The organism is Almyronema sp. (assembly GCF_052168255.1).
Classification (GTDB): domain Bacteria; phylum Cyanobacteriota; class Cyanobacteriia; order Phormidesmidales; family Phormidesmidaceae; genus Sphaerothrix; species Sphaerothrix epifaneia.
In genome coordinates this window covers 1-12,015 of the sequence record NZ_JBQLZL010000046.1, presented here as the reverse complement: position 1 = coordinate 12,015, position 12,015 = coordinate 1, and the positions used below count along the sequence as shown (strand labels likewise).

General features: G+C 50.8%; 9 protein-coding genes. 3 read left to right on the top strand and 6 right to left on the bottom strand.

Annotation, left to right across the window (positions count from 1 at the left end):
- Nucleotides 1-129 precede the first annotated feature (129 nt).
- The gene (locus ACTS3T_RS11130) at nucleotides 130-1,641 is read left to right on the top strand and encodes an FAD-dependent oxidoreductase (protein WP_462934962.1); all 1,512 of its coding nucleotides are present in this window, start codon (nucleotides 130-132) and stop codon (nucleotides 1,639-1,641) included.
- A gap of 59 nt (nucleotides 1,642-1,700) precedes the next feature.
- Here the strand turns inward: ACTS3T_RS11130 and ACTS3T_RS11125 are convergent, their stop codons facing one another.
- Nucleotides 1,701-3,137 carry a carotenoid oxygenase family protein gene (locus ACTS3T_RS11125; RefSeq protein WP_462934961.1) on the bottom strand — a complete coding sequence of 479 codons (1,437 nt, stop codon included), beginning with the start codon at nucleotides 3,135-3,137 and terminating at the stop codon, nucleotides 1,701-1,703.
- A 126-nt stretch (nucleotides 3,138-3,263) separates the two neighbouring features.
- Here ACTS3T_RS11125 and ACTS3T_RS11120 point away from each other — a divergent pair, with 126 nt between their 5' ends.
- Entirely contained in the window at nucleotides 3,264-5,492 is a 2,229-nt protein-coding gene (locus ACTS3T_RS11120) for an APC family permease (protein ID WP_462934960.1), read from the top strand.
- A 73-nt stretch (nucleotides 5,493-5,565) separates the two neighbouring features.
- On the opposite strand, the gene ACTS3T_RS11115 is transcribed toward ACTS3T_RS11120, so the two are convergent.
- Together ACTS3T_RS11115 and speE are read right to left on the bottom strand one after the other, a co-directional pair.
- Nucleotides 5,566-6,627 (bottom strand): agmatinase family protein, encoded by a 1,062-nt coding sequence (locus tag ACTS3T_RS11115; RefSeq protein WP_462934959.1) that lies wholly within the window; start codon nucleotides 6,625-6,627, stop codon nucleotides 5,566-5,568.
- A gap of 6 nt (nucleotides 6,628-6,633) precedes the next feature.
- A complete protein-coding gene (gene speE, locus ACTS3T_RS11110) occupies nucleotides 6,634-7,929 on the bottom strand; it encodes a polyamine aminopropyltransferase (RefSeq protein WP_462934958.1) in 1,296 nt (431 codons plus the stop codon).
- A gap of 695 nt (nucleotides 7,930-8,624) precedes the next feature.
- On the opposite strand from speE, the gene ACTS3T_RS11105 reads away from it, so the two are divergent.
- On the top strand, nucleotides 8,625-8,783 hold the full coding sequence (locus ACTS3T_RS11105) for a DUF3309 family protein (RefSeq protein WP_462934957.1): 159 nt from the start codon (nucleotides 8,625-8,627) through the stop codon (nucleotides 8,781-8,783).
- Between the two features lie 103 nt (nucleotides 8,784-8,886).
- On the opposite strand, the gene ACTS3T_RS11100 is transcribed toward ACTS3T_RS11105, so the two are convergent.
- The 3 genes from ACTS3T_RS11100 to crtA form a co-directional block, all read right to left on the bottom strand.
- Nucleotides 8,887-9,597 (bottom strand): glycoside hydrolase family 24 protein, encoded by a 711-nt coding sequence (locus ACTS3T_RS11100; protein ID WP_462934956.1) that lies wholly within the window; start codon nucleotides 9,595-9,597, stop codon nucleotides 8,887-8,889.
- A gap of 174 nt (nucleotides 9,598-9,771) precedes the next feature.
- A complete protein-coding gene (gene hpsJ-A, locus ACTS3T_RS11095) occupies nucleotides 9,772-10,515 on the bottom strand; it encodes an HpsJ-like protein, cyanoexosortase A-associated (protein ID WP_462934955.1) in 744 nt (247 codons plus the stop codon).
- A gap of 100 nt (nucleotides 10,516-10,615) precedes the next feature.
- A complete protein-coding gene (gene crtA, locus ACTS3T_RS11090; RefSeq protein ID WP_462934954.1) occupies nucleotides 10,616-11,503 on the bottom strand; it encodes a cyanoexosortase A in 888 nt (295 codons plus the stop codon).
- Nucleotides 11,504-12,015 lie beyond the last annotated feature (512 nt).

The window sequence follows — 12,015 nt, the reverse complement described above, 5'->3', positions numbered from 1 at the left end:
AGGGCGATCGCTGCCGCTACCCAACCGTAGCCTTGTCAGCCACAAATCAGTAAATCCTTCCCCCAACAGATGAGGCTAGCCCTGCCTTCTCGTCACAATCAGCTCATCCCCTTAACGAGCTAATTTGACATGACTTCGCTAGCCGGACAGCCTATTTCTTTTTGGGTAGACTCTACCCTGCCTTCTAACTACCCCGCCCTCGGCCAAGACATTACCGTTGATGTGGCGGTAATTGGAGCGGGCTTAGCAGGCGTCACCACCGCTAAGCTGCTAAAAGCCGCAGGCAAAACCGTCGCCCTGATTGAAGCCGATCGCATTGGCAAGGGGGTTTCGGGTCATACCACAGCTAAGGTAACTGCCCTGCACCAGCTCATTTACGCCGACTTGATCGATCAGCACGGTTTAGAAAAGGCGCAGCTTTATGCAGAGAGCAATCAAGCCGCGATCGCCAAACTGGCTCAAATTATCGCCTCCGAGCAAATCGACTGTGACTTTGAGCGCAAAAGCGCCTATACCTTTGCCACCGATGCCGCTGGCTTAGAAAAAGTGCAAGCCGAAGTTGAAGCGGCAACGCGGCTAGGTTTGCCCGCTACGTTTGTCGAAACGCTAGACCTGCCTTTGCCGATTACCGGAGCAATTCAGCTTCCTGACCAGGCTCAGTTTCACCCCCGCAAATTTACCCTAGCGATCGCCGCTACCATCGCCGGGGAAGGCAGTCATGTGTTTGAACAGACCCGGGTTGAAACCGTCAAAGGTGAGCAGCCCTGTCGCGTCATTACCCAAAATGGGCCAACCGTCACCGCTACAGATGTCGTTGTGACGACTAACTTGCCCATTCTCGATCCGGGTTTGTTTTTTGCTAAGAGCTATCCCAAACGTTCTTATATCGTCGGTGGCTACATTGACCCGGCTCACGCTCCTCAAGATATGTATATCGGCGTCGGCCAAAACTATCGCTCACTGCGCACCACGCCCACAGACGACGGGGCAACGTTGCTGCTAGTTGGCGGTGAAGGTCACAAAGTCGGGGATGACTCAGCAACCGACGAGCGCTATCAACGGCTCGAAGCTTATTTGCAAAGTCACTTCGGCGTTACGCCTGCCTACCGCTGGTCTACCCAAGACTTTATCTCGTTTGACAACCTGCCCTACATTGGCAAACTCACCCCCGCCAGCAACCATACTTATGTGGCCACCGGGTTTAGCTTGTGGGGAATGAGTAAATCTATTCTCTCGGCGATGCTGCTGACCGATACCCTTTTAGGGGTGGGCAATCCCTGGGCCAGCCTCTACGATGCAACCCGGCCTACCCCGTTTGTAACGCAAACGTCCATCAAGCAAAACCTCGATGTCGGTACCCGCTGGATTGGCGATCGCTTTAAAGGGCTGTTTGATTCACCAGCCGAGGTCAAGCCAGGGGAGGGCAAGCTGGTCACAGATAAGGGCGATAAAATTGCTGCCTACCGAGACGAGGCAGGTGAACTGCACACCGTCTCGGCTGTGTGCCCCCACCTGGGCTGCATTGTGGCTTGGAATGCTGCTGAAAAAAGCTGGGATTGCCCCTGCCACGGTTCGCGTTTTAGCTGTGACGGAGACATTTTGCACGGCCCTGCGGTTCACCCCCTCGCGCCCAAGTCGTAGCCAACCCGCTGCTACGCTTAACCAGAGGGTAGGGGCACCATGCTTAAGCTGCCTACCCTTTAGGCGGGTCGCCAGGTGCCGTGAAAACTGTGGGGAATAACACTGGGCAGAGCCAGCCGACAAATTGGAGCCTGATCAAGGCGATCGCTTTGATAAATCCATACTTCGCTCACATGGCGATCGCCGTCGTAAACAACCGTCAGAATCCAGCCTTGCGTTGGATCTTGCGGCTGTGGCACGTAGATTGGCTCCGAAGGATAGCAATTTTCCCCCGCATCTGCAACGGTTAGGGTGGCGGTTTGAGGGTCAAAGCGGGCGATCGCATTAAATAATTCTTCGTGGCTAGTGGTTTCAGCGCGGCGAATGCTGAGATAAGTCGGAGCCAAGTCAAGATCGCTAGCGCCCTGAGGAAAAACCGGAAACTCGCAGCCGCGCTCAACCAAGGGCAGTTGCTCTAAAACAGTACCCGTTTGCGGATTCAGGCGCATCTGCCAGAGTTGACCGTTGACCTTACTTTTAATCTGGCCGCTGGCAATTTCGCTGAGGTGTTGATTAGTCGTCAGATCGGGGTAGCGCACCAGTTCAATCACCACATTGCCGTCAAAATCTTGGTAGCTCTTGCCAATGTGCCACTGAAACCAGGCATCGGTTTCGCCGTAGCTCACAACTTCCAAACTTTGGCGATCAATCGTCACAATCTGGGTGCCTCGCTTAGGCTGCCACATTAAACAGTCGCTAAAGCTGGCAAACCCCAAAACAGCCGGCAACGTATTCAGCCGCACCGGAGGAACGATAAACACCAAATACTGCCCCGCCAAGGCAAAATCGTGAATCAGCGGAACGCCGTTGAGCGGGATGGCATTTTGTTTGAGGATGCGACCACTGCGATCGCTGCGATAAAGGTTAAGCGTTGCATTCGCCCCCGGCACCACGCCAAAGTTGTAAATGTCGCCTGTGGTCGCCTCTATTTTGGGATGGGCTGAGTAGGTACAGTTAGCCGATAGCCGATCAAAGCTTTCAACTCCCCAGGTTTCTAGCGTTTGTAGATCAAGCTGGTGGGGATGCCCCCCTTCCCACAGGGCTAAGAGGCGATCGCCCAAAGCCAGCACTGAGGTATTAGCGGCGTTTTTAAACTGTTTTTGCCAACGCTCCCACAATCGCCCCGGAGCCACGGTGCCGTAGCTACTATAAAGGTATTCGCCCGCCGCTTCTTCCGCTTGATAGCCTGCTGAGCGCACATAGCGATAAGTGGCTGTGGCTTGCTGATTGGCAAAGTGTACCGCCAGAATAGCGCCATCGCCATCAAACCAGTGTTTCACCCGAACGCCGTTGCGCTCTAGGCGACCGGGCCCGTTGCGGTAAAGCGATCCTTGCAACCCTGCAGGAATTTGCCCTGCTAGAACCGACAGCGATGTTAAGGCAAACTCAGGAGCGGGTTGAGCGATCGCCTTCGCCCAGCTTTTGGGGTTAACAGCAGGCAGTGTGAGAGATACCACAGAATTCAAGTAAACAGTAGCTTTATATATGTTTACACAACCGTCAGCACTAGTCGAACAGGCAGACTTTAGGCATGATGGTTGGCAGATGTTTTCCTTTGCCTGCAAAATAGCAGCGCTTTGCCCATGCCCTTTCGCCGTTCAGAGTCTGGCGTCGTTATTTCTAAGCCAGAAGCCAGTACCGCTGGACTCAATACCTTTGGTGGGGTGTTTACGCCCTCCATTCTGACTATTTTGGGCGTGATTATGTATCTGCGCTTTGGTTGGGTGGTGGGGCATGTTGGCTTGATCGGTACTTTGGCAATTGTAACGATTTCCACCAGCATTACTTTTCTCACGGGCTTATCTATTTGCGCGATCGCCACCGATCAGGTAGTCAAAGCTGGCGGTGCTTACTACATGATTAGCCGCTCTTTGGGCATTGAAACGGGCGGCGCAGTGGGGATTCCCCTCTATTTTGCGCAGGCGCTGTCAGTGGCTCTCTACACTATTGGCTTTGCTGAAAGCCTGGTGCAGGTTTTTCCTCACTTCAACCTGACCCTAGTCGCCGTGATTACAACCGCCCTGGTCACTGCGCTGGCGTTGAAATCGGCTGAAATTGCCATCAAAGCCCAGTACGTCATCATGGCTGCCATTTTGCTCTCGCTGGTGTCGCTGGTGTTTGGCAGTGCGGTTGAACCAGCTTCTATGCCTCCCCCTGAAATGCCCGGTTCTGTTAGTTTTTGGGCTGTTTTGGCCGTCTTTTTCCCGGCTGTGACTGGCATTATGGCTGGCGTCAATATGTCGGGTGACCTGCGCGATCCGATTCGAGCCATTCCCATTGGTACGCTAGCTGCTATTGGGACGGGTTATGTCATCTATATGGGCATTCCATTTTTGCTTAACTGGTGGGCTGATCCGGCCACGCTGATTGCTGAACCCCTGGTCATGCGGCGTATGGCGGCTTGGGGAGATGCCATTTTGTTAGGGGTTTGGGGGGCGACCCTCTCTAGCGCCATTGGTAGCATTTTGGGCGCTCCGCGAGTCCTGCAAGCGCTGGCGCGAGATGGCATTTTGCCTAAGCGGCTACGGTGGTTAGGCAATGGCAGCGGCCCAAACGATGAGCCGCGTTTGGGGACGCTGTTTACGCTGGGGGTGGCTTTGGCTGCGGTTTCGCTGGGCGATCTCAATTTGATTGCTCCCGTGTTGACCATGTTTTTCTTGACTACTTACATGGTGCTTAACGTCACAGCAGGGATTGAAGGCTTTTTGCAAAGTCCCTCTTTTCGCCCCAGCTTTAAGGTGCATTGGTCACTGTCGCTGGCAGGGGCTATGGGCTGCTTGGCGATTATGTTTTTAATTAATGCGATCGCCACGATTGTAGCGGCTCTGATTGTAGCGGGCATTTATTTGTGGTTAGAGCGGCGCGAACTCACCACCACCTGGGGCGATGTCCGACAAGGGCTGTGGATGACGCTAGTGCGGACAGGGCTTTATAACATTCAAAAAACGCCTGATGCTAAAAACTGGCGACCTCATATTTTGGTGTTTTCAGGTGCGCCCACCCGCCGCTGGCACTTAATTGAACTGGCCGCTGCTCTTACCCACAACCGGGGGTTAATTACGGTGGCTAGCGTTATTCCTAGTGGTTCTCGTAGTGTGGCTCAGCAAGAAACGATGGAAACCACTATTCAAGAGTATTTAGAGCGTCAAGGCATTCAGGCAATGGTGCGGCTGGTGACGGCTCCTGGCCCTTTTATCGGCGCTGAGAACCTAGTAGAAGCCTACGGTCTGGGGCAGTTGGTGCCTAATACGATTTTGCTGGGTGATACCGAAAATCCAGAAAGTCGCGATCGCTACTGTCAGTTTATTGCTAAGTGCCATCAGGCCAAGCGCAACGTAGTGATTTTGCGAGCTGACCCAGAGCAAAAAAACTTTGGCGCTTACCCACTACTGCGGCGACGGCGGATTGACGTTTGGTGGGGTGGCTTGCAGGATAATGGCGGTCTGATGCTGATTCTGGCTTATCTAATGCGTACCAGCTTGCAGTGGATGGGGGCAGACGTTAGCTTAAAGCTGGTGGTGCCCAATCAAGCGGCGGCAGATGCGGCCAAAATCAACCTTGATGGCTTAGCGAATAGCCTGCGAATTGGGGCTACCTCGCAGGTGATTGTTGCTGATGATCGATCCTTTGCCGAAATTTTGCGAACCTCATCGCGCAAAGCTGATCTGATTTTTCTCGGTTTAGCCAAACCAGACGAAAACTTCAGCCACTATTACGAAAATCTACAAGCTCTGACGGTCAAACTACCGCCTACCATTTTTGTGCTGGCTTCTGAAGATCTGGCCTTTTCGCAACTGTTGCAAAAACAATAGACTGCTCAGGTAGCAAAACCGCACCGGGTTGAAAAAAACGCCCCTGCCTGCAAGCGCCGTCAGCGCCTTTTGATCAAAACTCGCTTGCCGCTCCTACTTTAACGCCAAGCAAATTGCACAGCTTGTAGACAATTCTGGCTGCTACATTGCCATCCCACTCGGCATTGCCTACTTCACAAACGTCAAATCCAATAATTTGGCGATCGCTGTGAACCACCTGTCGCAGCAGGCAAAAAGCTTCTTCTAGCGCTAGCCCCCCGGGAACAGGCGTGCCCGTGCTGGGGCAAAGCTTAGGATCGAGTCCATCGACATCAAAGCTAACGTATACCCGCTGCGGCAAGGCAGCCACTATTTGCTGGCACAGGTCTAGCCACGGCACCCCGGCATAGCGCTTTTGCTTCAACACGGCATCGTAGTGAGTGATAACCCGGCCTTTTTCATTTTCAATGAGGGCGACCTCGTCGTGACAAATATCGCGAATGCCCACCTGCACTAAACGACTCACCTGCGGAATCGTCAGCACGTTGTTCATAATCGAAGCGTGAGAAAAGGCAAAGCCCTGGTAGGCATGGCGCAGATCCGCATGGGCATCGATATGTAAAATGCCAAAGTCGGCATATTGTTCAGCGATCGCCCGTAAACCCCCTAGCGGTACGCTGTGGTCGCCGCCAATTACCCCCACTTTTTTGCCCTGAGCTAGGGCGCTTCGAGTTTGCTGATAAAGCCACTGGTTAACGGCTTCGCATTCAGCGTTAATTTCAGCGAGGGCACTAACCAGATCGGGGTGGTCACCAATGCGATCGCCGCGTTCTGTGGCTGCAATAATTTGCTGAGCCTGATGGCGTAGCGAGTTGTTTTTTTGCGCAATCCAGTCTGGCGTTGGCGCTAGAAAAATGCCCTGCTGCCAACCATTTGGATTGTCGAGATCGTAGAGATCGAGTTGGGGAGAAGCTTTAAGCAGCGCGGCTGGACCTTGAGCAGTGCCGGAATGATAAGACACTGTCACCTCCCACGGCACGCCAAAAACAATGATATTGGCGCTGTCATAGTCAAACGGCAAGCCATAGAGATTGCCGTTATCCAAACCGACTCCGCTGGGATCAAAGCTATTAAGAATGTCTTCGCGGCTCACCATAATTGCCTAAGCGCCTACCTTTTCCAGCAGCATATTGCGAATAAAGGTGGGTAAGCAAAAGGCGGCTGTGTGCATATCAGCGTTGTAGTACTGCAACCCCTGTTCACGGGCGAACTGGGCAGCGCGATCGCGGTCAAAATCTCGCACCGGGTGCGGTCCTGCTTTAGCGCAGTAGCTAAAGCTCCACATCCCTGTTGGATACGTTGGAATAAAAGCCAGATAGCACTGCACCTGGTCTGAACCAAAGATTTGCTTCAAACAGCGGTTGAGATCAATAAAAGCTTTTTGGTTGAAGCGAGGCGACTCGCTTTGGGCGGTCATTAGCCCCCCCGGACGCAAACAGCGATAGACCTGCTGATAGAAATCAGCGCTAAACAGCCCCTCTGAAGGCCCAACCGGGTCAGAAGAATCAACCACAATCAAATCGTAGCTAGCCTCTGGTGCCTGGGCAACAAAGTCAATGCCGTCACCAATAATCAGGTTCAGCTTGGGATCGTCGAGCGCTTGCGACAACGTGGGCAAAAATTCACGAGAAGCTTTGACCACCACCTCGTCGATTTCAACCATCGTCACCTGCTGCACCTGTGGGTGTTTGGTAATCTCCCGGACGCTGCCGCCGTCACCCCCGCCAATCACTAAAACATCTTTAATTTGAGGCTGGCTCAGCATCGGCACATGAATGATCATTTCGTGATAGGCTTTTTCATCCTTTTCACTACACATCACCATGTTGTCTACGGTTAGCATTTTGCCGTATTCAAAAGTGTCAAAAATTTCTACGGTTTGATAAGGCGATTTTTCTCGAAAAACGCGCTCTCCTTTATGTCGGATAGAAAGGGCAATGTTTTCGTTGCGATCGGTAAACCAAACGCTTCGGCTAAACTTGGGCAATACTAAGGTATTTGTGGCTTCATCTCTTAGCTCACCCAGATCAATTTCGGAGCGCTCTAATAAATCTAACTGACCGCGATTGAGTTCAATTGCCGAACCATGTTCAGCATGAAAGGCTTTTTTGAGTCGGTCATAAGAAATCCACGGATTGACGCTATAGCCACAGGTAAACAAGTCTACAGCTGCATAGCGATACTCTGGCCAAGTATGAATGGCTAAATGGCTTTCTTGAATCACCACCACTCCTGAAACCCCAAAAGGCGAAAAGTGGTGAAAGACAGAGCTAATCAAGGTTGCTCCGGCTTCTTTTGCCGCTTCAATCATGCTCTTTTCAATCAGGGGAACGTCATTTAAGACTTCCATCGAGCAACCATGAAATTCGACGAGAATATGTCTTCCGAGTGATTTCATCGCGAGGTAGAAATAGCAACAAAAATAGAATTTAGGGTGGCAAAAACCAAAAAATAAGCCAAGCGATCGCCCCGCTCAAGGAGGCTCAAAGCCAACTTTCATTTGGCTGCTGAAAGGCTTTTCCTGGCTTAAAATTAAAGCAAGGTTAATGCTGATGCGGCAGCGTAACAGCCAGAGGACTCAGCTTATAATTTTAGTCTATTCATTTCAACTTTTTGATTTTAAGACTAAAGGGACTGGCTTGTAGCGCACTAGGCCAAAATTCTGAAATCATGCTGCCTAAACCGGAACCTAAAAAATAGCGCAAAGGTTTTGTTGTTTGGACAACGCAACGATCAGGGTATGAGGGCAGATTTGCTGACAAAGGCAACAGATTTTCTCAGGTGCTTTGAGGCTGGCTCGGCTTGTTATCGCTAAAGGAAGGCTGAGGGCAGCAGGAAAGCTTTTCTGTGAAGGGCTTTCAGCTATTTAAATGACTTAACTAACGGCTACAGCGACAACTTGGCGGCGATCGCGGCTAGAGAAAGCTGGATCGCTTAGCCTTTGCAGCCAACAGGTTAGGTTAAACGCGCGATCCGCCCAAAAGCCGGGGTGAGCCAGCGACTTGTAAATAAATAATACGGCAATTACACGTTTCAGTTCTTACCGTTTTTCTTGAAATTAGATGACTTTGATTTTATCAACGAGGATGAATTATGTCGCTTTATACCCTGTTACTGATTATCCTGGTTTTGCTATTAATTGGCGCTTTGCCCGTCTACCCTTACAGCCGCACATGGGGATATTACCCCACTGGCGGTTTAGGCTTAATCTTAATCATCTTGCTGCTTTTAGTGCTAGCCGGAGTGCTTTAACTGACTAGCCGCTAGGGGTTGCCTGTTAAACCTTAGCCTCTACCTCAGCTTGCTTATCTGTAGTAGAGCTGAATGCGATCGCTGCCAAATGGCTGGCTAGGGTTTATTGTTTTGCCAACTCTTCTTGTAACATTTCAGCGTAAATCTGAGGCAGATAGGCACTCATGCTGTTGTCTTCAATGCCATAGCCTAAGCTTGTCCAAGTGCCAGACAGCATTTCTAAGACGGTATAAATTTCGCCCTGACGCAGCAGATCGGCAATGCTGACGCCCCACGCTTGCTCATCGTTGAGCCACTGGTAGACCACCCAGTCTTGATATTGCGGCTCAAAGCTGTAGCTTTCCCAAAACTCAAACCACGGCGGCGGCTGAGGATGGTAGACTTGGGCTTTCTCTAGCCAAGTGGTGGTTAAAAACTGATAGCGACCAGCAGCGGTTGTACAATCTCCCACATTTGGCCCTGCCACAATGGGCACACACTGATCGGGATGCTGGCTCAGATCTTGCACGCGATCGCCGCCATATAGCACATGATAGGGATGCGCCAGATTAGACTCACTGGCAGAGATAGTGCGCATCAAAGCCCGAATGTAAGGATCGCCTCCCTGCATAACCAGTGGAATGGGTGTCTCAACCCAGGTATCACCCCCTTGCAGAAAAGTCGGTTGGGCATAGGGAATCCACCGAGAAATAATCCAGGCTACGCCTAAAAACATCAAAGCCGTGATTAACAGCGGGCCGTGGTCTTCGCGCGGTGGCTTGGCGGGTACATCAGCCACCGGGCTTTGCGTGGGAGGGGGAGGAGGAGAAGGCACAGGTTAGCTAACACTAGGGATAAACAGCTATGGCCTCGATCGCGCAATAGATCTACTGTCGCGGCCAATAGCGATCCGTTTCACGAATGACCAATAGACCGTCTTTAACTGTGAGATGCTTCCTAAAAAAGAGTCGGGAACCGATCGCTGTCTATTCTAGCTTGCAGTACCCGCTTACTTACGAACTCTGGCCCATCGACTGCCTCGCCACATTGTAACGTAAAGAACCCCTGCAATCAGCGCCCCTAAATTCCACTTGATCGATTTCTCCAAAAGCCCTTGACGCCGAGAGCTAATATTTTCTCTGACCTGAGAGGACAAGGCTGCTTCATTTTCTGCGATCGAAGTTAGTAGCTCATCTTTAAGCTGTGGCAAAGACTGTCCTGCGGGGATGTCAGGAGCGACACTTTGGGCGGTCAGGGCTGCAATGAGCTGCTCTAATTCTTCGGTTGAGTTGGTGTCTTCAATATTTTCTCTCGCCTGCTGAATCTGTTGCCCTAGTTCATTGGCTTGAGTTTCGAGCTGGTTGACGGTTTGGCGGTCTATGCGCACCGTATTGGCAATGCCTAGCGGTATCAAAAGCAGATATAAAATACCAATTAGCAACAACAGCCAGGAAAGCAGCGGCAAAAATAGCAGTTCCCACCGGGCACGTTCTTCTTTCTCGCCCAAAAATACAAAGGCAAACCCAATGAGCGCAACTGGAACTCGTTCAATAATTTGGCCAAATGCCTGAAACTCCCAGTTAGGATTTAGCAAAACCGGGGGAATTAAGATTTCGCCTAGGTCAATTAGCGCCAGCAACAATAGACCGTAGCCAACCCAATGCACTGGTTCAACTGAGCGAATCCAAGCAGCTCTAGATTTCCAAAGTTGCCTAACCGCTTGGGTCAACTGTTCGGTTTCTACGTTAGCCATAACTCTACAAATATCTGAGAAACTGCTGACACTCAAAATCATCACACAAAGGCTCAAATGCTACTTGCCCCGCTGCTTGGGTCTTGTTGAAGCCTTGCGTTTAACCCTTCAAATTTTGGGCAGAGCTTGACTGCTCATGCTGTAAAACCAGCATGTATAGCCCCCCAAAGATTAGAACTGCCATCAGACCAAAAATCAGCGATCCGTCGCCTTCGTGCCAGTAATCAAAAGCTGACTGACTACCCGAAGCCGCCAAAAGCGCCATTAGCGAGACTCTAACAGCATTAACTAAAAAGCCGATGGCGATCGCCGCCAAAGGCGTTATCCAGCGCTTAATGCCTGAAATCGGAAACATGACTAAGCACACAGCCGACAAGCCCAACAGATAAGTGATCGATTCCATACCAGAGCAACCATAGTAGACTTCAACCCCACCGCCCGGAAGCGCAATAACTAAGCCTTCGCGAATCACGTCAAACCCGGTGTACCAAAGCAAAAAGGCAGACGCACGAGCCGTAATAGGTGAAATATCTGTTAAGAAAGTAGCAACAATACTGGGAACCCCCAGAAAAAACAAAATAGTTAATTCCCGCCAAAATAGGCGCAGTCCCTGAACACCAGACGCTAAAAATGCTAGGGCTAATCCAGACAACAAAGGTAGTAGACGCACTCCAGCCAAATTCAGCTTGCTTTTAGCCACTCTAAAGGTATCAAAATCAAGCTGCATCAAATAAGCACTCAGAGCAAGTATCAGAACCACTAAAAGTCCACTCAAAACCAGACCTAGCCAAGAAGTTTGCAGCGAGAGGTGCGGGCGCTTGTCCCACACGAGCGAAGCTGCTGCCAAGTAAAACAAGCCACTCATGCCTAAATGAGCTGTATCACCAGTGTGAAAAATAACAGCAAAATAAATAGCTGAGAGCAGCGCGGCCACAGTTAATAGCCAGAATTGAGGAATTTTAATTGAGTTGAGAGCCGTCTGCGTCATGACATGTTTCTGCGTTTGCCTTGCTGCTACTTACTATTAATCTTGATCACACTGAAAAACGACAACTCAACCAGGTGAGATTGACACAGTCCGATTCAACCGTTTCTAATGACACCGAATAAGTCAGTAAGTTTCCAACTTTGTGACCGAGCCATATTTCAATAGCGTCAGCAACGTGTCCGGAAGCTTTTGTCAGTCAGCGTTTTATCCTTCTTGGGTCAAACTAAGGACAAACCTTGGTTTCTTGTAGGCTAAAGTAACGTAAATTCGTCGAAAATTTTCAGACTGACCAAAGCAGAGGCTAAGGACAAAGGGTAGAAGGCAAGCTTTTCTCTCAGCAGCTTTCAGCACTTGAAAGGTCTTAATGTCTGGCGATAATTTCTTAAAGGCGCAGATACGAAAAAGGCGCTCCCGTCAGGGAGCGCCTTTCTCAGCTTAGAAGCTAAGGTGTTTACCGGAATTAACCGATGATTTCAGGAGCCTCAGCGGCAGCGAGGTCAAGCGGGAAGTTG

Coding starts and splice junctions, on each gene's coding strand:
- ACTS3T_RS11130 (WP_462934962.1), top strand. CDS start 130: ATGACTTCGCTAGCCGGACAGCCTATTTCTTTTTGGGTAGACTCTACC.
- ACTS3T_RS11120 (WP_462934960.1), top strand. CDS start 3,264: ATGCCCTTTCGCCGTTCAGAGTCTGGCGTCGTTATTTCTAAGCCAGAA.
- ACTS3T_RS11115 (WP_462934959.1), bottom strand. CDS start 6,627: ATGGTGAGCCGCGAAGACATTCTTAATAGCTTTGATCCCAGCGGAGTC.
- speE (WP_462934958.1), bottom strand. CDS start 7,929: ATGAAATCACTCGGAAGACATATTCTCGTCGAATTTCATGGTTGCTCG.
- ACTS3T_RS11105 (WP_462934957.1), top strand. CDS start 8,625: ATGTCGCTTTATACCCTGTTACTGATTATCCTGGTTTTGCTATTAATT.
- hpsJ-A (WP_462934955.1), bottom strand. CDS start 10,515: ATGGCTAACGTAGAAACCGAACAGTTGACCCAAGCGGTTAGGCAACTT.
- crtA (WP_462934954.1), bottom strand. CDS start 11,503: ATGACGCAGACGGCTCTCAACTCAATTAAAATTCCTCAATTCTGGCTA.